The organism is Candidatus Taylorbacteria bacterium, from assembly GCA_039934295.1.
In the GTDB taxonomy this organism is placed as follows: domain Bacteria; phylum Patescibacteriota; class Minisyncoccia; order Phycocordibacterales; family HO2-43-120; genus HO2-43-120.
Genome location: JBDTMN010000012.1, coordinates 14,018 through 37,613, shown reverse-complemented (window position 1 = coordinate 37,613; position 23,596 = coordinate 14,018). Strand labels below are relative to the sequence as shown.

At 44.5% G+C, this 23,596-nt stretch carries 24 protein-coding genes and 1 pseudogene; 12 read left to right on the top strand and 13 right to left on the bottom strand.

Annotated features, from left to right (window positions below):
- A partial coding sequence (locus ABI430_04055) for a nucleoside monophosphate kinase (protein MEO8638044.1) occupies positions 1–625 on the top strand: 625 nt, incomplete at its 5' end.
- Positions 626–628: 3 nt separating this feature from the next.
- On the top strand, positions 629–1,216 hold the full coding sequence (locus tag ABI430_04050; GenBank protein MEO8638043.1) for a hypothetical protein: 588 nt from the start codon (positions 629–631) through the stop codon (positions 1,214–1,216).
- A 4-nt stretch (positions 1,217–1,220) separates the two neighbouring features.
- Here the strand turns inward: ABI430_04050 and typA are convergent, their stop codons facing one another.
- From typA to ABI430_04035, 3 genes are all read right to left on the bottom strand, one after another.
- Positions 1,221–3,005 carry a translational GTPase TypA gene (typA, locus tag ABI430_04045; GenBank protein ID MEO8638042.1) on the bottom strand — a complete coding sequence of 595 codons (1,785 nt, stop codon included), beginning with the start codon at positions 3,003–3,005 and terminating at the stop codon, positions 1,221–1,223.
- A gap of 565 nt (positions 3,006–3,570) precedes the next feature.
- The gene (locus ABI430_04040) at positions 3,571–3,723 is read right to left on the bottom strand and encodes a lmo0937 family membrane protein (GenBank protein ID MEO8638041.1); all 153 of its coding nucleotides are present in this window, start codon (positions 3,721–3,723) and stop codon (positions 3,571–3,573) included.
- A 94-nt stretch (positions 3,724–3,817) separates the two neighbouring features.
- Positions 3,818–5,731, bottom strand: a complete 1,914-nt coding sequence (locus ABI430_04035; GenBank protein ID MEO8638040.1) for a prolyl oligopeptidase family serine peptidase — start codon at positions 5,729–5,731, stop codon at positions 3,818–3,820.
- A gap of 130 nt (positions 5,732–5,861) precedes the next feature.
- Between ABI430_04035 and ABI430_04030 the strand changes: the two genes are divergently transcribed.
- Positions 5,862–6,821 carry a phosphoribosylaminoimidazolesuccinocarboxamide synthase gene (locus ABI430_04030; protein ID MEO8638039.1) on the top strand — a complete coding sequence of 320 codons (960 nt, stop codon included), beginning with the start codon at positions 5,862–5,864 and terminating at the stop codon, positions 6,819–6,821.
- A gap of 235 nt (positions 6,822–7,056) precedes the next feature.
- Here ABI430_04030 and purE read toward each other — a convergent pair whose 3' ends face one another.
- The 3 genes from purE to ABI430_04015 form a co-directional block, all read right to left on the bottom strand.
- Positions 7,057–7,608, bottom strand: a complete 552-nt coding sequence (gene purE / locus ABI430_04025) for a 5-(carboxyamino)imidazole ribonucleotide mutase (GenBank protein MEO8638038.1) — start codon at positions 7,606–7,608, stop codon at positions 7,057–7,059.
- Between the two features lie 355 nt (positions 7,609–7,963).
- Positions 7,964–8,707 (bottom strand): slipin family protein, encoded by a 744-nt coding sequence (locus tag ABI430_04020; GenBank protein ID MEO8638037.1) that lies wholly within the window; start codon positions 8,705–8,707, stop codon positions 7,964–7,966.
- 113 nt (positions 8,708–8,820) lie between these two features.
- On the bottom strand, positions 8,821–9,492 hold the full coding sequence (locus ABI430_04015; protein MEO8638036.1) for a hypothetical protein: 672 nt from the start codon (positions 9,490–9,492) through the stop codon (positions 8,821–8,823).
- A 386-nt stretch (positions 9,493–9,878) separates the two neighbouring features.
- Here ABI430_04015 and lexA point away from each other — a divergent pair, with 386 nt between their 5' ends.
- The 3 genes from lexA to ABI430_04000 all read left to right on the top strand — a co-directional run bounded on the left by lexA (position 9,879) and on the right by ABI430_04000 (position 12,061).
- Positions 9,879–10,448 carry a transcriptional repressor LexA gene (lexA, locus tag ABI430_04010; protein MEO8638035.1) on the top strand — a complete coding sequence of 190 codons (570 nt, stop codon included), beginning with the start codon at positions 9,879–9,881 and terminating at the stop codon, positions 10,446–10,448.
- A 93-nt stretch (positions 10,449–10,541) separates the two neighbouring features.
- Positions 10,542–10,739, top strand: coding sequence for a hypothetical protein (locus tag ABI430_04005; protein ID MEO8638034.1), 198 nt, complete (start codon positions 10,542–10,544; stop codon positions 10,737–10,739).
- 50 nt (positions 10,740–10,789) lie between these two features.
- Complete coding sequence (locus ABI430_04000; protein MEO8638033.1) at positions 10,790–12,061, top strand: DNA polymerase IV; 1,272 nt, start codon at positions 10,790–10,792, stop codon at positions 12,059–12,061.
- Between the two features lie 138 nt (positions 12,062–12,199).
- Here the strand turns inward: ABI430_04000 and ABI430_03995 are convergent, their stop codons facing one another.
- From ABI430_03995 to ABI430_03985, 3 genes are all read right to left on the bottom strand, one after another.
- The gene (locus ABI430_03995; GenBank protein ID MEO8638032.1) at positions 12,200–13,882 is read right to left on the bottom strand and encodes a cation:proton antiporter; all 1,683 of its coding nucleotides are present in this window, start codon (positions 13,880–13,882) and stop codon (positions 12,200–12,202) included.
- A gap of 131 nt (positions 13,883–14,013) precedes the next feature.
- Positions 14,014–14,424 carry an adenylyltransferase/cytidyltransferase family protein gene (locus ABI430_03990; GenBank protein ID MEO8638031.1) on the bottom strand — a complete coding sequence of 137 codons (411 nt, stop codon included), beginning with the start codon at positions 14,422–14,424 and terminating at the stop codon, positions 14,014–14,016.
- 75 nt (positions 14,425–14,499) lie between these two features.
- Positions 14,500–14,838, bottom strand: a complete 339-nt coding sequence (locus ABI430_03985) for a hypothetical protein (GenBank protein MEO8638030.1) — start codon at positions 14,836–14,838, stop codon at positions 14,500–14,502.
- Between the two features lie 1,020 nt (positions 14,839–15,858).
- Between ABI430_03985 and ABI430_03980 the strand changes: the two genes are divergently transcribed.
- Positions 15,859–16,620, top strand: a complete 762-nt coding sequence (locus tag ABI430_03980) for a hypothetical protein (protein ID MEO8638029.1) — start codon at positions 15,859–15,861, stop codon at positions 16,618–16,620.
- Positions 16,621–16,927: 307 nt separating this feature from the next.
- Here ABI430_03980 and ABI430_03975 read toward each other — a convergent pair whose 3' ends face one another.
- Positions 16,928–17,167: a hypothetical protein gene (locus tag ABI430_03975; GenBank protein MEO8638028.1), complete on the bottom strand. Its 240-nt coding sequence runs from the start codon at positions 17,165–17,167 to the stop codon at positions 16,928–16,930.
- A gap of 216 nt (positions 17,168–17,383) precedes the next feature.
- Between ABI430_03975 and ABI430_03970 the strand changes: the two genes are divergently transcribed.
- The 5 genes and pseudogenes from ABI430_03970 (at position 17,384) to ABI430_03950 (ending at position 19,565) form a co-directional block, all read left to right on the top strand.
- The gene (locus ABI430_03970) at positions 17,384–17,842 is read left to right on the top strand and encodes a VOC family protein (protein MEO8638027.1); all 459 of its coding nucleotides are present in this window, start codon (positions 17,384–17,386) and stop codon (positions 17,840–17,842) included.
- 154 nt (positions 17,843–17,996) lie between these two features.
- Positions 17,997–18,473, top strand: coding sequence for a TspO/MBR family protein (locus ABI430_03965; protein ID MEO8638026.1), 477 nt, complete (start codon positions 17,997–17,999; stop codon positions 18,471–18,473).
- Between the two features lie 18 nt (positions 18,474–18,491).
- Positions 18,492–18,962, top strand: coding sequence for a hypothetical protein (locus ABI430_03960; protein ID MEO8638025.1), 471 nt, complete (start codon positions 18,492–18,494; stop codon positions 18,960–18,962).
- A gap of 15 nt (positions 18,963–18,977) precedes the next feature.
- Positions 18,978–19,079: pseudogene (locus ABI430_03955) on the top strand (cupin domain-containing protein).
- Positions 19,080–19,193: 114 nt separating this feature from the next.
- The gene (locus tag ABI430_03950) at positions 19,194–19,565 is read left to right on the top strand and encodes a DUF1428 domain-containing protein (GenBank protein ID MEO8638024.1); all 372 of its coding nucleotides are present in this window, start codon (positions 19,194–19,196) and stop codon (positions 19,563–19,565) included.
- A 68-nt stretch (positions 19,566–19,633) separates the two neighbouring features.
- Here the strand turns inward: ABI430_03950 and ABI430_03945 are convergent, their stop codons facing one another.
- From ABI430_03945 to ABI430_03935, 3 genes are read right to left on the bottom strand one after another with little or no spacing between them, the layout of a single operon-like run.
- The gene (locus ABI430_03945; protein MEO8638023.1) at positions 19,634–19,861 is read right to left on the bottom strand and encodes a YdeI/OmpD-associated family protein; all 228 of its coding nucleotides are present in this window, start codon (positions 19,859–19,861) and stop codon (positions 19,634–19,636) included.
- A gap of 4 nt (positions 19,862–19,865) precedes the next feature.
- Entirely contained in the window at positions 19,866–20,291 is a 426-nt protein-coding gene (locus tag ABI430_03940; GenBank protein ID MEO8638022.1) for a DUF1801 domain-containing protein, read from the bottom strand.
- Positions 20,292–20,344: 53 nt separating this feature from the next.
- On the bottom strand, positions 20,345–23,383 hold the full coding sequence (locus ABI430_03935; protein ID MEO8638021.1) for a DUF58 domain-containing protein: 3,039 nt from the start codon (positions 23,381–23,383) through the stop codon (positions 20,345–20,347).
- Between the last annotated feature and the right edge of the window lie 213 nt (positions 23,384–23,596).

Here is a 23,596-nt window from a genome sequence, read left to right as displayed (position 1 = left end):
GTTCCCACTTTACACCGAAGATGATAAAGTGTTAACAACGCTCTTAATTCTTACATATTATCAAATGCAGAAAAAAATCATTATAGGTCTGGTTGGGCATCCCGGGTCCGGAAAGGACACTGTTGCAGAATATTTTGTAAAAAAATATGGTTTTACCCATATCTCGACAAGCGACCTGGTTAGAGAATATATTAAAAAAAATAATCTCGGTGGTCTGGAGCGGAAAAATATGAGTAAAACAGGCACTCTCATAAGAGAAAAGCACGGGTCAGACTATTTAGTTTCTATCGCCCTAAAAAATGAAAGCCCGCGCCTCATCATAAGCGGAATACGGGCTATCAGAGAGGGAGAAGAAATTAAAAAAAATGGAGGGTATATTGTTACACTGCGGGCATCACTCGAGACCCGCTACAATTTGCTTTCAAAAAGAGGACGAACGAGTGAAGGAACATTTGAGGAATTTAAAGCTCTTGACGAGAAGGAGGCTCGAAGCGCGGACCCCAATGCCCAAAATGTCGAAGGGGTAATGGAGCTCGGCGATTTTACGATTGAAAATGATTCAACAATTGAATCATTATATAATCAGATTGACACGATTTTCCAAATAATAGCCGCTAAATTTTAAAATATGAAAACACCTTATTTACACCAGGTTTCAAGCTTTGAATTAATAAAAAACTTGCTAGTTGAAAGTCTGAATGAGATGCTGAAAATTAAAGACAGATATAGGGTAGTGCCTTTCTCTTACCCGGGTTGGGAGATAGCTAAATACACTTCAGACATGGCGGAGCGAATATCAAAATCAATGCGAGAAACAGGAGAACGTCTTGCTCGAGAACAATTTAAAAAATTTGATGAGGGAAAAACGAAGCTTACAAAGGAAATTGTTGAGGAAATGTGGATGTCTGCATCAAAATCCATCTCGAGTGAAATTTATGCGGGATACGATGAAGGGAAGGATAACCATATTGGTGGCTTAAATGACGCACTAGAGGAAGGAGCAATTATGAGAACAGACAAGCCATGGGAAGCAAGCGAACTTGAAATGGAAACCGCAAGAGATGATATAAAAAAACAGGCGGACAAAATTAACTATCAGGATGATCTTTTAAGAAGATTCCGGGAGAAGTTTTTTAAACGGATGCAATCCGAATTTGGGCTCTTTACAGAGCAAAAACAGGAATCGACTCAAGAATTTATGCCGAAAGTCAAATAAAAAATCAGCCCGATTTTCTCGTTGCTTTTACGCGCTCGTTTTCGGTCAAAAATTTTTTACGGAGCCGAACCGATTTTGGAGTAATTTCCAGATATTCATCTTCCGTCATTATCTCCATTCCGCGTTCAATTGAGAGCCTCCAAGGCGGAGTCAAAAGCACAAGTCCGTCTGAGCCGGTTTGGCGCATGTTCGTAAGTTGCTTTCCTTTAATTGGATTTACCGTCATATCGAGCCCTTTGGTAACATTTCCAATCACCATTCCCACATACACTTCATCGCCCGCTCCAATATAGAGCACACCTCTCTCCTGAAGATTGTTGAGCGCAAATGCCACGCCTTTTCCCGCCTCCATGGAAATCATCGAGCCGTAGCTTTGTCTCTTTATCTCTCCTTTGTGCTTTCGAAATTCGATGAATCGGGAAGAGAGAATTCCCTCGCCCTTGGTTTCAATAACAAACTGCCCTCGGTAGCCCAAAAGCGCCCGGGTCGGAACTTCGAACACCAATCTCATATTCCCATGATGCTCTTTTGAATCCGTGAGAATTCCTTTTCTCTCTGAAAGCGTACTAATGATGCTACCCGAAACTTCGTCCTTAACATCAATAATCACTTCTTCAAAAGGCTCCATCGTAACGCCGTCTGTTTCTTTGATGATGACTTTCGGTTGGGAAACCTGAAGTTCGTACCCTTCTCGGCGCATATTTTCGAGCAAGATGGCGATGTGAAGCTCTCCTCGTCCGTACACCGTAAATGTGTCGTCGGTAAAATCAACCTTCAGTCCGACGTTAACTTCGAGCTCGCGCTCGAGCCTCTCACGAATCTGTCTTCCGGTCACAAACTTACCTTCCCGTCCCGCAAATGGCGAATCATTCACAAGAAACTGGAGCGAGATAGTCGGCTCGTCAATCGTGATTGAGGGCAGGGGTTCCTGGTCGGGCTTTTCGCAGATAGTTTCTCCGATATAGATAGAGGGAAGTCCCGCGATCATCACGATGTCTCCCGCGACTGCCTCCTGTACTTCTTTTCTTTGAATTCCTGTGAAAGAGAAAAGCTTTGTGATCTTACCCGAGACTGTCTCCTTGCCCGGCTCGTTAATGAAAACATTCATTCCGGATTTTATTTTCCCCTCAAAAATTCTGCCTATCGCCAGTCGTCCGAGAAAGTTGTCGTACGCGAGATTAAAAGCCTGCATACGGAGAGGAACATCTGTGTTCGAGGGGGCGGGAGGAACTTCTCTTAGAATCGTGTCCAGAAGGGGAGTGAGGTCGGAACTTTCGTCCGTCATTTTCATTTTTGCCACCCCCAATCTGCCGACAGCGTACACGGTAGTAAAATTCAATTGCTCATCGTTAGCTCCCAACTCCAAGAAGAGCTCCAGAACTTCCTCATGTGCTTCTTCGGGCCTAGCCGCGCTCTTGTCGATTTTATTTATAATTACAATCGGTTTCAACCCGAGCTCGAGCGACTTCTTGAGCACGAATCGGGTTTGCGGCATCGGTCCTTCTTGAGCGTCAACAACCAAAAGCACGGTGTCGATAGAGCGGAGAACGCGCTCGACCTCGCTCCCGAAGTCGGCATGTCCGGGCGTGTCCACAATGTTGATTTTGACCCCTTTATATATGAGGGAAGTATTTTTGGAATAAATAGTGATGCCACGTTCCTTTTCAAGCGCGTTTGAATCCATGCTTACTCCTTCCTCAACTACTCCCGTTTGCTTCAAAAGAGCATCGGTAAGAGTAGTCTTGCCGTGGTCAACGTGGGCGATAATGGCGATATTGCGAAATTCCACAAATGTAATGTTAGTCCGCGAATTTATTTGGGGTAGGTACTCAACTAAAAATAGACCCCTCGGGTCATTTCAACAAGAATATTAACAAAAAATGGGTTGAGTGTCAAAACCTCGAAGTAGATTTTGACAACGTCTGCATTAGCTAGACAAGGCAAAGTTCAAAGTCAAAATTCACTACGGGGTCAAAAGAAAATCCCGTACCACGAATGATAGGGGATTTAGAGCACGAGTTCGAAATCTGCATATGGATTTTGCTTCTCGAGAGTCCCAATGATCTTTTTGTAAAGTTCGGTGCTAAGCTTACACACGAGAACTGGATCAACGGCCGACCAACACCCCTTCTTGAAACAGAAGGTGCAAATTGGGCCATCACTCTCTTTATTCGCAATGAAAATTTCAACACAGTGCCCCAGATGGAAAGGCGGCTGGGGGACTTTTTTAAAACGCAGTGTAGCATTCATAACTGCCGAAAGTATAGCAAATTATTTTTAAAATAATAGTGGTAATAGGTAGCCGTCAAAAAAACGCCCCTCGGGCGTTTTTTTGACGGCACTTGCAAACAAATTTATTTAATCGGATTCCTCCCCTGAATGAGTCGTATAAGAATCATGATAATGGCGACCACGAGCAGAATATGAATAAAACCCCCTACGACATGAAAACCGATAAATCCGACGAGCCACAAAACCACTAAGACGACCGCAATGATTGTTAGCATAACATTATATTTAGCTGTTAATTGATGATTTCATTGTAACACTCACAATAAGTTTAGCCAGCCGATACTACTCAACTCCCAATGGTGAACCCTACTATTTGAAACTGCAGGCACTTCTCCCGAGCTTTAATTCCATCATACCAAGCGTCTTTTTACAGATATCCTCCAAGCTTTCTCTTTCTCGAATAATATGATCTTCCCCGGGATATTTTACAATCTGTGCATCAACACTGTATTCCTTGAGCGCTCCGTAGAGCACGTCGCTCTGTATTGGGGGAATAGTCGTGTCGTTTTCTCCGTTAATGAGCAGGAATTTTTGTCCGGAAATGTTTTTTAATCGAGTCAAAATTGAGGCACGGTCATAAAGCGACCTATTCGTAGCATCCGGCACTCCATCAAAATAGACGTTGAAAATAGAGTCGCGAAGTTGTGTCAGGAGAATCTCCCAGTCCGTAACGCCGTTTATGGAAATCGCTCCGGCGTAGGCCTTTGGATTATCAACGACCGCGCGCAATGCGAGGTATCCTCCGTAACTATTTCCCATCGTATACACCCCGTCAATATTCACCGTTTTTTTCACAAAAGAAATGGCGTTCGCGACATCAGCGACATCCGCAACTCCAACTCGTCCCTTTATTTTTTCCGCAAAATCTCTGCCATAGCCGTATGAGCCGGTGTAGTCGAGTTTCAAAACTACCGCGCCCATCGCCCGCACTTCTTCAAGTATCGCGTCATAACCTGCATAGCTTACGTATGAATGAAACCCGACTGATGTCTGCCTGTACGGTCCGCCATGAAGCCATATCAAGAGGGGATAAGACTCTGTTGATTTAAAACCTGCGGGCTTCATCAAAACGCCGTAAAGCCCGCCAATTGCAGCTATCTCATCTTTACCGGCATCAGCTTGAGTCCCAGAAGCCCTCAACGTGGTCAATGGAGAAACTTTCCCGCTTTGAGTGTTCACGATTTCGGGTTCTGCTCCATTTTCTCCTATGTGAAGATAGAGTAACGCATTTTCAAATTTTCGAATCGTTTGAGCATATGAAATGTCGTCGCGAACATGAGTCAAACTGCTACTTACGAGGTCAAAGCGATACAAGGACCACGTGAGAGGACTTTCGCGGTTGGCAACAAAATATATCGTGCTTGAGTCCGAAAAAATAAAGTCACTTACCGTGTAGGGCTTCGTGAGTATTCGCTCACCGGACATTGAAATCGAGTTTGGGTTTTTAAGATTGACCGAGTAGAGGGTCGGGAAATTATCGCGGTCGTCAAGATACACGAGCTTTGCGCTGTCCGGAGCAAATTCAAAAATTTTCAGATTTTCCGAAAGCAAGTCCCAATACTCCACGGTGTCTTTTGTCTCAAAGAGTTTGTTTTCCGCGAGACTCCAGAGTTTGATGGTTCTTAAATGCGTTGAAGCGTAGGCGGGAATATAGTATGCGAGAAATTTTCCATTCGGAGAGAGCGTGAGGCTCGAGGCCGAGGGTTTGTCCACAAACGGCTTTTTGAACACCACCGCTTTCGTTTGGGTATTAACGCTCACCAAGTTGCCTTCGCGAGTTATCAAAATGAGCCGAGTGCCGTCGGAACTGAAAATAGCGCGAAAAACTCTCTCATGAGTGGGCAAAATAGACTCGAGTGTGGCAACTCCACCCGCAACCTTGTAAATTGCATTTTGCACCACTCCCCCCGCCGCTATGTCGCTCACAAAGAGCTTTGTCTTTTGCGGATTCCAAAAATGATTTTTTTCTTCCGTTCCCGCATCGAGTTTCGTTAATGTCGGAATCGTCGAGCCCGCACTTTCGCATAAGAGGGCTCCACTATCACACACGAAATAAATCGGCTCATCCAGACTATCGTAGCCAATGACCACTTTCGAATCCAAAGTTTCCCCGATGCTCGCGTAATTATAGGGCGAGGCATGCGCTTTTTTTTCGCCGAGAAAAAAAAGCGCAGAAAGAAAAAAGAAAAAAATTAAAATCCGTCCTGTCTTTAGCCCCTTCATGTAGTCATTATACATGAATCAATGGAAATGAGTTGGCTTGCAAAATATTGATTATTATTTAGTATGAGAGTAGAAGTTGCTTGTTCTAGGGCTTCTCTCAAAAAAACGAAACAGTCAGCCTCAAAAACTTATGGATATCGACGACCGTCCCACAGAACAACTGTCCATTGTTCATCATGGCAGTGTCAAAATCATCCGCCGAGCAGGTGAACATGTGCTTGCATTCGAGCACACTGACAGATTCTCGGTGTTCGATTGCGGACCGCATCCACAGGAAATTCCGGGCATGGGGGAAGCGCTTTGCAGGTGCAATGTTGCTGGCTTCAAGATTGCCGCCGCACTGTGCATCCCTACGCACTTCATTCGTGAAAAAGACGGCCGAACCATTTTGGTCCGAGAGTTTGCGACACCCAAGGATCGCCCGTTATATCCCGAGGAAACAGACGTGATGATTCCCCTCGAGTTTATTGATCGCGAGCGCGTGTCGGGCAGTATTCGCAGGGCATTAGAGTCGGGAAAAAAGAAACCGACCAACTACGGCTTCGCGAGTAACGACTTTGATAAATTGCCTCGAGAAGGAACCCCCTTTCCTTTTCCAGTGCATGAGTGCACCACGAAATGGGAAAAGGTTGATCGCCCGTTGGAGGATGATGAGGCGATGCGTCTTGGCGGAATTTCGCGCGAGGAGTGGCAAAGGGCATGGGCATTGATTGACCGACTGAACGGGGCGTTGAGTCTTGCGGCGCGCGCCTCAAGATTCACACGGCTCGACGGCAAGAAGGAGCTCGCGTTTATGGGTCCGGAGCGTCAAATTGTCTTCATTGACGCCTTCGGAAATCCCCACGAAGATCGGTATGCTCCGACAGCAGAGCTCGAAGAGGGAATCGTCATTCATCACTCCAAGGAGTTCCTCCGCCAACTGTTCGTCCAAAACGGCTTCTACGCCGATGTACAGAAAGCGCGTGCGGCGGGTGAAGCGGATCCACCGTATCCTTCGCTTACAACCGAGCAAATCGGTGAAGCGTCCGAGCGTTTCTCGCGCTTCAGTCTCCACTATGAGCAGGCAGTGGGTCGGATCGTTTCGAATTGAGCAGTCAAAAACATGGCGCAGTATACAAGTTTTAATCTTGTTGCTGCGTTTTTTTTATTCCATTTTTCCATTACTTTCGCCTACTCGCGAGAACGGGCGAATGGGCCGATGGACGGATGGAGTTAATTATTTTATCAAATGTACTCGCTTATTCTCACGAATGGGAGAATAGACTTCGTAAAAAAAATCCCGAACGCGCTTTTGCATTCGGGACATAGCAGTTTATTGAGATTCCTCACGACGAGGGAGGATGGTTCCGAAGAAAACCCTCGATACCAGCGTGACTCATTTCAAGGTTGTCCGCTCGCACTTTTTCGGCCATAGCAAATCGACGAAGAGTGAGTCTGCCAAAGATCTCCGGGCAATCGGGACAGACCGACAAAATCTGTGCGGCCAGAAGGGCGGCGTTTTCTGCTCCATTGATTCCAACAGTCGCTACCGGCACACCGGGTGGCATTTGCACCGTTGCTAGGAGGGCATCCAAACCACCCAATGTGCCTGAAGATTGAATCGGAACACCGATTACAGGAACACCTTGAGAATGGGCCGCAATAGCTCCCGCCAAATGCGCAGCACCTCCTGCGCCCGCAATGATCACCCTTACCCCCGTATGTCGAGCGTCCGTCGCAAGTTCGATGAGTTCTTTCGGTGTCCTGTGCGCGGACAAAACGTGGCATGAATGGGCAATTTGAAGTGAAGTGAGCGTTATTTCCGCCAATTTGAAATTTTTGGCGTCGCTCGACGACCCCATCACGATGAGTACTAGTGGTTTGAGTTCAATTTCCATGGTTTTTTTGTTGTTGCGTGCAATACGGTGAAAGCCGTATCAGCTTTTGGGATGTGTTCCCAGTCTATCCGTCACCAATACTAAGAAGAATTGCAAAATATGCAAGAAAATCAGCCCACCCAACCTGCCGCTTGGGGAACAGGAATCCAAAGAGACGCTTTGGACAATTTGGTAGCCATACGACTATTGCTCCCCAGTAGAACTAAGGGATATAGTCATGCGACTATAGCTCGTGAGTTATGTGGCATAACTCAGGGGCATGGCGGTGTAATATGCAAGTGGGGGATGCAGCAAAGCAAATCAGCCGGGCACCGTTGCGGTGCCCGGCTGATTTTAGATTACAGTAAAAAATCAACTACTTATTTCCTTCCTTAAATCCTACATACGCCTGCAAAATCTCCAAAGGAACCGTGAATATAATCGTGTTGGACTGGTCAGAAGAAACATCGTTGATTGATTGAAGCGTCCTCAAATGCAATGCTCCGGGTGTTGCCGAAAGAATACTTGCAGCTTCCGCCATGTTTTTTGACGCGGCAAGCTCACCTTCGGAATTGATGATAACCGCTCGCTTCTCCCGCTCCGCTTCTGCCTGTTTGGCTATCGTCCTCTCCATATTTTCAGGAAGCGACACATCCTTGAGTTCGACGTTGTTGACCTTGAGTCCCCACGCGTCTGTTTCCTTGTCTACAATTTCACGGATTCGATCTGCAATTTTATCTCTGCTTGCTAAGAGTTCATCCAAAGTAACTTCGCCGACAATATTTCTCATTGTAGTTTGAGCATACTGTGAGATCGCATAGTAAAAATCCTCCACTTCAATGACTGCTTTTTCTGCAAACGCAACTTTGTAATAAATGACTGCGTTCACTGTAACGGAAACGTTATCCCGAGTTATGGCTTTCTGGTCGGGAACATCTACCGCCTTCACTCTCATGTCCACTTTTCTATATGACTGAAAAACTGGAATGACGATTCTCCAGCCTGGCTCCATAATTCCGGTGTATCTTCCCATTGTAAATTTTACCCCTCTCTCATATTGATTAATTTGTCTCAAACTCGCAAGAAGGATGAAAACTACGATGCCTATAATGTAATACATATACATGGTTGTTAGCCCCGACGGAAAGGTCGGGATTGATAGTTATATTTGTTAATACCGTAACTCTAGCATTTTTGTGAATAAGTTCAATATTGAAAAGAAAAAGGCCTACCTTACGATAAGCCCATTTTTTGTTGCAATTCTCCATACGATTGCTCGTATTCGTATTCAATCTGCGCCCACCAATGCCGAATGAATTCGACGCACTTGGGACACAGATCGTCGCTTGGACAACTGTAGTGCATGTTGCAACTCGGCGTGTAGCTCAGTTCTTCGACGTTTTGGTAATCGTCGCAGTGGCAGTACATACCGAGCAGATGGTTTGTTTCGTGGAGGGCGACCTTGCGCAGGAACTCCTGACTTTGGCTTCGATTGCCATACAGACAGAAAACCATCGCGCCGAATTTGAAATCAGCTGCACCCCAGGAAACAGTATCGTTGAGAAACGCTTTGTTCGTGATGTAGATATCAGCATGTTGCTGACCACCATGACACAGATCACGCCAGCTCTCGGAAAGAGCTGTGGCGAAGAGCCGTTGCTCGTCAATTTCATCGTTAATGGTGGCATCTACCACTTGCTCCATGGCGCTCGGGTGAGAGCCGTGGAACTTGAAGCGAAACGGCAGACCGATGGTCTCCCGAATCCGCTCATCAACTGCCTTGACGATCAGGTCAACGGTTTGCCGCGAAATTGCAACGTCCCAGAAAACTCTGATCTCACTTTGAATCCACCAGTGGGGCAAGTGCGTCTCGCCACCGATGGTGGGCGTTCGGTGACCGCCCATAGTTTCGCTAGCGACCCTCTGAACGTGCTCGCGATACCCAACAGAACTAAATTGTCGCTTGGGGTTCCAAGCCATACTGACCTCCTTGTTGAAGAACCGCTCGAGACCCTCGAGAGTGGGGCTATTGGGATTGTGTGAATAGCACAGAAAAGTATATCATGATACTTAATACGTGTCAATCCAATCTTAGTCTTGATAAATATTGACAGGTCGAGCAAAGAGTATTCCAAAAAGTTTTCCCCACCTTTTTACTTGCATGGTGAACGAACGTTTACTATACTCTACATGTAACACACAACGTGTAACCTGTAACGTAAGAAAAAAGAAAGATTTCCTATCCTGACCCTCAGACGTTACAAGTTACATGCTACACGTTACACTCTTTCATGTCCTACATTCAATACAAAAACAAAATATCTTCTTTTTATAAAAACAAGAGACGGATGCCGTCATTGAGCGAGATTATGCAACTCGTCGGCTTCAAGTCCAAAAATGCCGCATACAAGCTCGTGAAGCATCTTATCGAAGACGGGCTCGTCTCCAAAGACTCGAAAGGTCGCCTTACTCCAAACTCAATCTTCGGAGACATAAAAGTGCTCGGGCTTGTGGAAGCGGGATTCCCTTCGGCCGCGGAGGAAGAACTGCAAGACACGATGAACTTAGATGAATACCTGATTGACAACAAGGAAGCCACCTACATGCTCGAGGTAAAAGGAGACTCGATGATAGACGCCGGAATTCAGGAAAAAGATATGGTCTTGGTGGAACGTGGAATTCCTCCCAAAGAAGGAGACATCGTGATAGCGGAAGTTGACGGCGGATGGACGATGAAATATTTGCGGAAAAAGGGAGGACTCATGTGGCTGGAGCCGGCGAACAAAAAATACCGGCCAATTTTCCCCAAAGAAAATATGAAGGTCGTGGCGGTGGTGAGGGCGGTGATTAGGAAGTACTAGCAGAAGTGTAACGTGTAGCTTGTAACGTGTAACGTAAGAATGAAGATCTTTTTTCAGACGTTATAAGTTATACGTTACAGGTTACACAAAAAAATGAGCAAAACAAGAACAAAAATTGAAATATACAAGGAATTGAAAAAGGTGAACAGGGAAATTGATAGAAAGATTATCAAGGGTGTTCCTTATGGGAGCGACTCCAAACATCACAAATTTCTTCTTTCCCGCCTCCGCACGCTCACCGGCAAGAAATGGCTGCCCCGTTCCTTATCTTTTTTTTCCTTCCTCTTGTAATTTTCATTCTCCCTTAAGCTAAAACCTAACAGCTAACACCTTGCATTCCTATGCCGATTCTGCACATTGACGGAGACGCTTTTTTCGCCTCATGCGAGGTGTCGCTCGATGTCCGTCTCAAAGGCAAACCGGTAGTAACCGGGCTCGAGAGGGGCATCGCATCGGCTTTGACCTACGAAGCCAAGGCGCGCGGAATCACGAGAGGCATGCGACTTTTTGAAATGAGAAAAATATGTCCGGATGTTATTATTCTTCCCTCCGACTACGAAACATACAGCATCCTCTCGGAGCGCATGTACGCCATCGTAAGACGTTTTGTTCCCACAGTGGAAGAATACAGCATAGATGAATGTTTTGCCGACCTGTCAGAGCTCAAGCTAAAAAAAGAAAACATCGAAGCGATCGTAAGAAAAATAAAAAACACGCTCCAAGCAGAGCTTGGTATGACTTTTTCTTTGGGAGTGGGGGAGACGAAAGTGCTTGCCAAAGCCGCGTCAAAATTTAAAAAGCCTGACGGCTTGACCATAATCACGCGGGAAGAATCTCCGAAATATCTTGGAGCAATTCCAATCGAAAAAATCTGGGGCATAGGCATGGCAACCGCAATCTCTCTTTGGAAGCACGGGGTTAGAACTGCTCTCGATTTTACGGAAATGAGAGAGGAGTGGGTGAACGAACATATGAATAAACCCTATGTGGAAATATGGCACGAACTTCGAGGCACGTCTCTTTACCATGTGCGAGATGAAAAGAAAACCGAGTACCAATCCATCTCAAAGACGAGAACATTTACCCCAGCGTCGGGAGAGAGAGCGGTCCTTTTATCCGAGCTCTCCAAGAACGCAGAAAATGCCTGCATAAAAGTGCGCCGATACAACCTGAAAGCGAAAGAAATCAGTTTTTTTATTAAGACCAAGGAGTTCAATTATTTTTCGGCGGATGCATCGCTCGAATACCCGACAAATGACCCGCAAAAAGTTATGCAGTCGGTTGAAAGAAATTTCGACCAAATCTGGAAACCGAAAAATCTCTATCGGACAACGGGAGTTGTTTTGAGAAATCTCTCTTTCGGAAACATAATCCAGACTGACTTTTTCGGAGAGCACAAGAAATCGGCGGACAAAAGCGCGCTCTACGAGAAAGTTGACCGCTTATCGCGCAAATTCGGCAAACATGTAGTTTTCCTCGCATCGAGCATGAGCGCAATGCGCAAACAGCATGGGGGAGAAAGGGGAGTGAACGCAGAGAGAAAAAGATCGCTCTTTCGGGGCGAAACCGAGCGAAAACGGCTGGGAATTCCGATGATGAAAGAAGTATTGTAACAAAAATACCTAATATCTCGAAGAGAACCTTGTCAAAAGAGACGCTTTGGACAATTGGGTAGTCATACGACTATTGCCCCTGAGTTATGCCACATAACTCAGGGGCACGGTGGTGTAATAACAAGTGATTGTAAAAAATTAGTACTTCCCGGTATCTTTTGAAAGCGAGGCCAAATGCCTCACCCGTTCTTCCTTGAACCTATCGAGTTCCAAACCATATTTTGAAATGAGCTTCGAGGCGTGATACGCGCCCAAGTGGTGTGGCATCACGACGTAGGTTGCGCCCAAGGCATAGAGCTCTTTCGTATCATCCACATTGTGAGAAATGACAAGAATGATGGCGTGAGGATTGTTTTTCCTGACCGTGAAAACCAGAATCCGATTTGTTCTGAATTCGGGAATCGTGGAAACGATCAACTTAAACTTTGAAAGCGACAACCCCTCAAGGAATTCAACATCGTCCGCGTCCCCATAAATCGAGTCAATGTTTTTAGCGCGCAAGCGTTCGATTGATTTCGGGTTGAAATCAATTACTACGAAATTTTTTCCGAGCTCTCGAAAGGCCCGCACGAATTCGTGTCCCACTCGGTCGTAACCGAAGAGCGCCATCTCATATGCGTGGTCCTGAATCAACGAATCCTTCTTATTGTCGCGGAACTCCAAAAATCGAAGAATCCATTCGACTTTCGGATAAATAGAATTTGCGGACAAAATCACATATGAAGAAACAGCGATGGTGATAAGCCCGACCAGCGTTACGAGAGCCACAACATCGGGCGACAAGTGCCCTAGTTGAGCTCCGAGCGCGATTAAAATAATAGAAAATTCGCTTATCTGCGCTATCACCACTCCCGTCATAAACGCGGTCCTCCTCTTGTAGCCCAGAAGATTCATAAGCACAATCATAATCAGGGGCTTCCCGACGAGAACAAAAACGGAAATCATTATTGCTGGAAGAAAAATTGCTCGCAGGTCCACGAAGACCATCTGCGCTCCGAGAAGAATAAAGAAAAGCACGATAAAAAAATCACGCAGGGGCTTTAGTCGGGCGGCTATCTCGTATGAAAAGGGTGTCAAAGAAAGAACCACGCCTGCAATGAGCGCACCTATTTCCATCGAGAAACCCAGGACAAAGAAAAGTGAAGAGACACCTAAGCCCCACGCAATCGAAAAAAGAAAGAGAAGCTCCGTGGAAGATGCAAAAAAAACGCTTAGAGAAGAAATAACGTACTTGCTCACAAGGTAGAGGAAAATAGTAACCGCGACAATCTTGAGCGCCATCAAGGGAATCAAAGTGCCCGCGTTTGCTCCGGACTCGGAAACCACCGATATGGAGATGAGGAGAAGGGAAGCGATAACGTCCTGAACAATGAGAAAACCGATGGAAATCTTGCCATACAACTTGTCCAATTCGCCCTTGTCGGAGAGAAGCTTAAGAACGATTATCGTACTCGAAAAGGTGAGCGCGACCGCGATGTAGAACGCCGGTAGTGCTGTAAATCCGAGCGCAAGGACAATGACAAAGCCCACAATACTCGTAAATATCACTTGCCCCACTCCCGATATGACAGAAATTTTTCCCACCTCCTTTATAACGCGAGGGGAGAGACTCAAGCCGACTATAAAAAGGAGAGTTGCAATGCCGATCTTCGAAAACACCTCCACGTGCGACACGTCTTTAAGGATTCCGAAAAAGTAAGGACCCGTCAAAATACCTGTCAGAATGTATCCTACCACCAAGGGCTGGCGGAGGATTTTCATCATGATAGAGAGAAGCGAAGCAATGACGATGATGAGGGAGAGTTCGATGAATATATCCATGTGTAAAGTGTAAAGTAAAATGGGCAAAGTAAAAAGGGATAACGAGAGAGAGTGGAAAGTGTGACCCGCCCGAACGTACCGTTTCGGTTTCCGTCATCCCCGCGAAGGCGGGGATCCAGTCTCCTCTTATTCTAGAGTAAACTGGAGTGAAATGTGCCGGACCTATACGGATTCAGTTTTATTATCTCGAAAGTAAAAGGAAATTCCGAAGCTATCGCCTTTATTGATTTTAGAAGTTCGTCCTGGTCATATCCGAGCGCAATAACGTCAGGCCTGATTTCTCCAATTATTTTCCACTCGCCCGGGGAGTCCTCGCTTGAAATCACCTCGTCTGCAATCTTTTCTTTTTTGACCGCCTCTTTGCGTTGCTGAAGTGTCTGAACCGGAGTTTTATTTTTTAAGAGCTTTACCATGTCATCTCGAGCAACCACAACCGTGAGCGTGTTGCCTAGCTCCTTCGCTTGCGTCAAAAAAGCCCGATGTCCCTCGTGGAAAGTATCAAAAACTCCAAACGCCAAGACTTTTTTTACATTAGACTCCATGCATCAAATATACCATATGATTTTCATAAAAAAACCGCATGGCGATGCGGTTGGTGGAATTGACGAAAAGGATACTCACTGAAGTCCTTTGTATTTTCCGGCAATCCCGAGTGCGATGTAGATGTCCCACAATGCTTTCCAGATTTTTCCCCCATTCCCATCCAAAACGTCGTCGGTATCTCCGATTCTCTCTGGATTGCCATTCCAGACCGGAGTGCGGTCCCTCCAAAGTTGCATCAGCTTTTCAAACTCCCATCTCGGTTTAACGAGAGCAGCTCTCTCAAGCAGTCGGAACGCAAATATTTGCCCGTTAAACTCCCAGTTGAGAAAAAAATCTCGAAGCGTCTCCTGTTCACTTCGCGAATATTTTGTGCCGAGTTCCGCAAGAAGTTCGTTAAGTAAGTCAGCTCTCATTGTTCTTCATCTTTCCTTTTTGCCGGTGTACTATGTGATTTTTCAAATATATCACGCAACACGAGTTTTGCAAGTCAGTCAAAGTCAATCATTCATCGTCAATATTTAGAATTATTCCATTCTAGTATTTTGCAAAATACTAGAATGGAATACTGTGGTCAATGGTCAATGATCAACTTATCTAAATGGCAAGGGCGAAGGAACTACGCTATAACCTCGCTGACGTCGCTTAACATTTTTCATACATCTGATAGTATGGATGAAGTCGAATTTAATTATTCCGGGATAGCTCAGCGGTAGAGCAATCGCCTGTAAAGTAGCTTGCAGCTTTCCGCCGAAAGGCGGATCGAATAACGAGGTGAATTCGGAGAAACCCCACAAAGGGTAACCCCGAGCCAAGCCGAGCACCAGAGAATGGTGCTCGGAAGGTGTAGAGACTATCCAGTAATGGAGTAGCCGATCACGTAAGTGATGTAGGCGAAGCCCCTCGCTCCTAAATCTTAAGGACACGGAGATGATATAGTCCACACCATCAGTAATGATGGATAATGTGTAAGCGATTGGTCGCAGGTTCGATCCCTGCTCCCGGAGCCGTTAGCATAAACAGTCTGCCTTAGGGTGGACTGTTTTGCTTTACGGCTCCGAGGAAGCGAGCAGACTGCTCTGCTCGCGGGCAGGGATCGAAAGATTTTCTATATTTGCGAGTCCACCTCTACGGGACGAGCAAACAAGAAAATCACGCGCCGTTGGCGAGATCACTTTGCTCCCGGAGCCCAATGATTATTTAATTAAAAGAAGATTTACGGCGGCAAAAAATAGTGGCTGACCCATTGCCTCCATTTGTTATTGACATATACCTAGAGATGTGCTAATATAGTACCAGTACAGTTTTTTGAAATTACCCTTCACTGCAACATAAAGGTGATAAGCAAGCCTTGTCCATTTTATGTTGCGGTTAAAAACCTATGTGGCTAAACTTTGCAACAAAACACAGACCTCCAATAAAAAGGAAAGTCAGCAATGAAAACGAAAACACTAAGCGAAGAACAAATCGAGCACCTCTACAACAACGTGCTCGCACCACTGAACGTCACTCGGAATGAGTGGCAGCACATCCTCGAATCGGGCATCCTGCCTGATCTCGTCGCAGGTATCCGCAGTCGTGGATATCTCGTACGAAGCGAGGTCAGACCGGCACTCGGTTTGAAAAAATGGCCTGAACCTGCTCACTTCGATGTGACGGTGAAGGTCAATCGCAAGCTCACGCTGCGCGAGGCTGCTGTCTTGACGGGTTGCGAAACGCAGCCTGACGAACACATTCCCGATCGCTCATTCCTGGGCGCTCGCGAAGAGGACGTGAACGTGACCATCTTTTACTTCGGCAAAGGCCGTCAGATGCATCACGACGAAATCCTTGAGGAGCTGAAAGCTTACGGGTATCGGCCAGTTTTGGTCGAAGAACTCCTGGCTCTCAGCGCTCAGCACCCTCATCTGCAGACCAAATTTCCGATTGCGGGCGTGGGATGCGATGAAGGGACTCGGCACTTCTGGATGATCGATTGTCCCGTCGTGATGAAGGGACCGAAAAAGCGCCGCGTCAGTGGCAACTTCAGCAACAGCGATACCGTCTACGACTTCTATCGTGTGGCGGCAGTCCGAGATCCTCAGATCCGTCCAACCAAGAACATCTTCTTCTCCAACACAACGGAAGAGAAGGAGGTCAAATTCGTGGATGCAGAATACGAATCCATGTGCTCGGTCTATCGGCCGATCGCCGCGTAGGAAATACAAAGGTTAGAGACACCTAAGGGTAAAAAGTTTCAAGCGCCACCACATCAAAACGATGTGGTGTTTATTTTTTTATATAAATTCCGCCATCTCCGCCTCCGTCGGCTGTGTAATTCTTAAGAAACCCTGCTTGATATTTGGGATCCAAATAAGCTCTTTGTCCTGCTTGCAAAAGGTTCCTACCTCAGCCACCCTGTCGAGCCATTAAAATCATCTTAATTTGTAAGGTGATTTTTTTACCCAGATAGGGTTCAGAACCTTTTGTGAAATATTGTACTAATTAAAAGAAAAAGTTGGAAATTTACTTCTTTATCTTTGTGTGTTTTAAATCCTTCTGATACTTATATTCAACTTTCCATATTAGATTTGGCTTTACTCCAGAGATAGCTGGCAATAGATGATTAAGAAGTTGTTCTGCTGTCATCGCAAACTTATTTCCTTTTTCAGAAATTTTAACCCAGCCATCTTTATCACGAAAATATTTTTCAGTGAAGTTTTTTGTACCCATTGAAATTATATAGCTATCATTTGTTAATTTCATATTTAATGATTATATCAAATAATTAGTTCTGAAGTGTAGGTGTTGAAAAAAGTCCCAAAATCCCGCTCATTTCCAAATCTTGTTGTATCCTCTTCCAATTAGCAGTTCTGAATGCGTCCACAGTACGGAGCCGCTAGCATAAATAGTCTGCCTTAGAATAAACATACTCAGCGAGTTTTGATATAATAGTATTATTAACAATTAACCAAAAATATTATGAAAAATATTACACCTAATCTATGGTTCGATGGCAATGCTAAGGAAGCAGTCGATTTTTACCTGTCAGTATTTCCGAACAGTAAAGTTATTTCCACAACTCATTATCCGAAGAGCGCCGAGGAAGGTTTGGCCGATTTTCAACTTAACCTTGCGGGTAAGATTTTGACGATTGAATTTGAACTAAGCGGCAATCGTTTCGTGGCTATTAACGCCGGTCCGGAGTTTAAGTTTAATGAGTCAGTATCCTTTTCTATTCCTTGCAAAGATCAGAAAGAGATTGATTACTACTATGAGAAACTCTCAAACGTGCCAGAATCTGAAATATGTGGTTGGCTCAAAGACAAGCATGGACTGAGCTGGCAGGTGACACCAGAAAATATGGAGGAATTAATAAAGCGTCCAGGTGCTTTTGCCAAGATGATGAAGATGGGAAAGATTGTGATTGCGGATTTTTAATCGCGAGCGCTTCTCTTATCTCCCTTGAAAATCCATAAGTTTCCTATTTCTCGTACTATGTCGAGCCCAATGATTATTTAAGTAAAAAAAGTTTTACGACGGCAAAAAATAGTGGCTGACCCCATACCCCACATTTATATGCTAAAATTAGATAGTGAAGCTCAACTCCTTCCTTAAACTCGTCACAGCGATCCTAGTTTCTGAACTAGCCGGCATCTTGGGTTCGCTATTTACCATTTCCGCTATTCCAACATGGTATGTAACTCTCGCAAAGCCCGCATTCAATCCGCCTTCGTGGATATTCGGTCCGGTCTGGACGACGCTGTACGCCCTCATGGGTATCTCGGCATTTCTCGTTTGGAACAAAGGCTTGAATCGCAGAGATGTGCGAAAGGCTCTTGGTGTATTTGGATTTCAGCTTGCACTCAATGCTCTCTGGTCAATTGTATTCTTTGGTCTGCATAGTCCGGCTTGGGCACTGGTAAACATAGTCGCTATGTGGCTTGCAATCGTCTGGACTATGACTCTTTTTTACAAAATCTCGAAGCCCGCGATGTATCTACTCATCCCGTATATTCTTTGGGTAAGCTTTGCTACATATCTCAACCTTGCGATATGGGTTTTGAATTAGAATTGCTATATTAGAGACATGGAACGTTATAAACACACACAGATAGGTTACTTGATGCTGGTTATTACGCTGGTTGTGCTAGTACTTTTCGCATGGCTTCAAATCACGGCCAGAGCTGAGCCTCCTTCAGTTGACTCTGGCACAAATTTTGCTATTACTGCCATCATGGTATTCGTTCTGTTTATTCTCGCCTCGCTTTCGACACTCACCGTCATGACTGACGAACAATTTCTAAAAATCCGTTTTGGTTGGGGAATTTTCCGCAAAAAGTTTTCATTGACTGAGATCGCCACAATCAGAAAAGTAAAAAATCATTGGTACTACGGCTGGGGCATACGGCTGTGGTTCTGGCCGCACATGTGGATCTATAGCGTTTCCGGTTTTGACGCAGTTGAAATAACCATGAAGAGCGGAAAAATATATCGCATTGGTACCGATGAGCCGGAAAAACTCGAGTCTACGTTGCGGCAAGGGCTACATTCGGCTTAACATATATTCAACATTATGAAAGGATACGTTACAAATATTGAAAAGCTCTCGCTCGAAAATGATAATTTTCGTAATGTTTTATATACCGACAAAAACAGCCAACTCGTTTTGATGTCGATGGAGTAATTAAAGCACTCTCGCCAACTCCTCACAGGTCTGCCTAACCAGCGGATACATTCCATCCGTGAACTTCCTATTGATTTATTAATATAAAACAAATATAATGCAATCATGAAAAAAGGAACATATGTAGACGGGTTCGTAATACCAATAAAGAAAAGGGATCTAGCTGCCTATCGTAAAATGGCTACTTGGGGTGCCAAGACCTGGAAAAAATATGGAGCACTTGAGTATTTTGAATGTGTGGGCGATGATTTGAATGTTCAAAAAGGGATGGGACTAGGCTTTAAAAAACTTGCCAAGCTCAAGTCCGATGAAACCGTCATTTTCTCCTTTATAGTATATAAATCTAAAACGAGTCGCGATCAAATAAACAAAAAAGTGATGAGCGATCCAAGTATGAAAGATTTTGACGAGAAAGCGATGCCTTTCAACATGAAGCGTTTTGCAAACGGCGGATTCAAAGTTTTAGTTAAAAATTAAAAAGTTACAGGAAATCTTTTCAAAACCCCCGATTATGGGGGATAATGGGGTCAGCCACAATTTTTAGATTATTTAGAGCGATGACTGCAACCCGCCCAACAGCAAGGTCGGCGTTTTCCCCCTACAAGCTCCTCTATTGCTCTCCTCACATGATCTTTTCTCGTCTCTTCTTTCTTCACGGAAACGACCCAGCAAATCCACTCATTTCGAGCGAGCGGTGTAATGTCGTCCCAAGCGCTCTGCGCCGCAGGCGATGATGTAAGCGCCTTTCGTAAATCTGTCGGCATTGTATGCATAAGCTTATTTACTATTATACTTTTTCTTCCTTGATACGAAAGATTTTTGGATGATTTTTTTGAGCACGCTGATGTCAACATCTGCCAATTTATTAATATATAAACAGCCCATGCTCGTTTTATGTTTCCCCAGTTTTTTGAGAAGGGGAGTAATGGGGGCATTGCCCTGCATTACGTAGAGAGTTAAATTTTGCTTTCGAGGAGAGAATCCAGTGAGCAACCAGTCACCCTCTTGCGCGCTCTTTTCAGATTTGTAATGGTAGGAACCAAATCCAATAATACTTGTGCCCCACATTTTTGGTTTCTCACCAGTAATCCCGTTAAAAATCCTAAGAAGCTCGTGGCCGTCTTTTCTCTTCGTTTCGTCCGCTACTGAATTGATAAAATCCGCAACATTAGCATCGTTAACTTTTGTTTTTATTTCTGCCATAAGTGCATTATAACGGGGATTTTGAGATTGCGCTATGCTTCTAGCCCTAAAACCTAGACAGATAGATTCTTATTTTTTTCCTCTTCTGTCTTCTTGAATACTAAAAAGGAATCAATTCTTTTAGAATGTTTTGCAAAGCGAAATCCTCCCAATTCTCCTATTCCCAATACTGTGGCATTTTTATCAAGTCCGAGATTCCTTGGAGGAAGCCTCAGAAGTGGCTCCCTAAGTTCCCGACTATTGTTCAATAAGTTTCCTTTAAACATTTCAAGACTATGCTCCCATTTTAGAGTTTTAATTTTTGTAATAAGATATTCTATGCTTTGTCTTCCTTCTTCAATAAGTTTAGTGACGACCGTTTTGTTGAGTCGTAAAACAACCTGATCGTAGCTTGTGAGCGTAATCGATTGAATATCAAGACGCTTATATTTTCTGGTATAAAGCAACATCGCCACAAATCCGGAGAGCTCATCGGTATCATGCTCCGTGACATCAATAACCACATCAATCGCAGGAACTTTTTTATCAAGCCTCGCTTCGGAAAATCTTTTTACCACTAATTGGTCGCTTCTTGCATAAACATTCCAATCAATGGACCGCGCATCCATGCCCTCGCTGTAGGGGAAATACTCATGAAATTCAAAACCAGTTTCAGCTATTGGCTTTGGTTTGCCCTTTTCCTGACTTTCGTCGGCAGGTCCGATCCCCAATATTTTAAATAACATGGTAGAGTTAACACCATTGGTTTTTTCTAGTTTCTCAACAGCAATCTTTGTTCCTACGTCCATAATCCCTTTAACGTTTTCCGGAATATACTTTTTCATTCTTTCTTTTCTTTTCTCATCAGTAAAATTTTCTCTGACTCGATTCATCCATTTGTCGACTGAGATGCCATCCGCTTTCAGCCGTTCAATTTCTCGACCTAACTCTCTTTGATTCACCACGGAAGAAATCATATCGAACATTCCCCAAGGCTCTTTTACAAACATTCGCGCGACAAGGAGCAGTTTGCAGTAATCACGTTTCTCATTTAATGTTAATTGCTTGACCTCTTCGAGAGGGAATAACGATTGGAGTTCGGGCTGTTTTTGATAGAGAATGTCGAGGCGCGACTGAACAGCTTTGTCCTCTTCAGGGTCTGCGTTGTCTTCTCTTTCCGTTGAATCTCTCGAGAGTGATTGGAAAGCTTTAACTGTTTCTTCATTCGTGCCTTCTCGAAGTTTAATACTGACTTTTCTCTTTATATTTTTTATACCCTTTGCACCGAGAATTCCTGCTGTGATAAGCGCGGCTATGAGGGCGATCTCAACGCCTGCTATGGAGGCAATTCTCCTTATCGATGGTAAACTATCAATTTTTTCTTCAAGCTTATTGTAAAGCTCGCTTATAGAAATTTTACCTTCTGGCGATTTTTCTTTGTTTTTAAATTTACTGTAGGCATCTGTTGATAAAATTTGGTTAAGTTTTTCCTTGAAGGACTCGTATATTTTCGAGCGAGTCGCAGGATCACGGCCGGGCTCGCTCGTTGCGATTATTTCTTCCAGCGCTTTTCTATCTTCAGCTCCAAATTTCAGGTTGATAAAATTTTTTCTTGGTGCGGCGGTTGTCTCATACATGGCTGGGGTGCTTCCATTGCCCGTAAATAATATGAGCTTTGCATGAGGACGAGAGGAGTCGATGAAATCGTCATTTTGGAGGTAACCGCCTCCTACAAACGCGCGTTTATTTGCATCGTTAAGCAAACCGGCAGTGTAGGCTGACAACGTATCACAGCTACCGATTTTTAAGGCGCCGATTTTTTCTTCAATCGTTCCAGGCAATCTACTCAGAAGTGTCTCGAGCTCGTTGCTTGCTATATACGTAAAATCTTCCAAATACTTATCAAGTACTGCCGGAACATTGTCGTAAGTGGAATTCGATAAATTTTTGATGACTCTATTTGCGTCTTCAGTTCGAAGAGTGTCGGGATTCGGATAAATGGTTTCCGGAAAATCTCGCTTGCCTTCGATGACCGTATATTGAATTCCCACATCTTGGACATCACCTTGAAAAGTAATGATTGAATTATTTTTATTGAGTGAAAATGGCACGTAGGGCTTAGTTTTTACTTCGCCAACTATAAAGCCCAGAGGCGCGGGAAGAACAACCTCGAGGTCTTTAGCCACTGAGATTGGCTTTAGTATTACATCTGCATGAATGCGAGGACTCGTCTCATTTGCTTCAGATTCCATAACGTGAAATTCGCCATTGAGTGTGCGCATCGTGATTTCTGTCATCCACAAAGGATCTTTTATCGCGCTACCAAAACGCTCGTGGATTCTCGCAATCGGCTCCATAGGGAGAAACTCGCCGGGCTCGCCGTTCTCTTCACCTCCGATATGAGGTTTGTAGATATCACCATTTCGAAGAGGGTTGACAAGCTGGTAACTATTATTTTTAACAATCTTTTCATTTTTTGCTTTGGATTGGTGCGTTTTGGCAACTTCCCAAATGTTTTGTTCATGCCTTGCGTCACCGGAAAGAGCGACGCCCAAAATTCCAACTGTGGCAAGTGAACCAATAGTTTTTTTTAGCCATCTCCGCAGATTTTCTGGGTTAAACCCCGATTCAATCGGAATTTCCTCAATTTTATGAAAAAGTTCATTCAGTTCAGTTTGTATTTGAATTAACGCAAGACGGTAAAATCCTCGCTCTCTCTCACTGAAGCGCGGTTCGCCACCCTCCGCTCCCTTTGTGAGTTTATCTGAAAATTCTGCGAGCGAGGCACCGTTTTCCCATATATGCAAGAGAAGGTCAGCGGTATTTCCAAGTATGGGTGCGCGCGGATCTTTTTCACGCTTCATTTTTTTCTCACATCGCTTGATTTCACGGGCAGTATGCAACGCGGAACTGGCAATCCTTTTAAATTCATGGCTTTTCTTTGCTATTTCAATTTCATTCAAACCATTCAAACCGTCGAGTGTCTTTGTGTTAGCAACATTTTTTTTGAGTAGATTAAAATCGCTTCCTTTTGCCACATCGTAGGGAATCTCGTTCTGTTCTTCATCAGGTAGAGGTTTCGATGATGCGTTCTCGAATCGCTCACTTTTCATAGCTCATAGTATAACCCAGATACAGCCCTCAGACGAAACGTAAAACAGGCTGACAACCAAAGATGGATTGAATATTAAAAAACCCTCCAGTTTGTGATCTGTACCCCATAAAGTGGGCATTTATTATGTGTCCACCTTATTGGGGCATAGATCAATTCGTTGTCGGGTTTTTCTTTTTTGCGACCCATTTGGCTCTCGTGCAGAGTGGGTTCT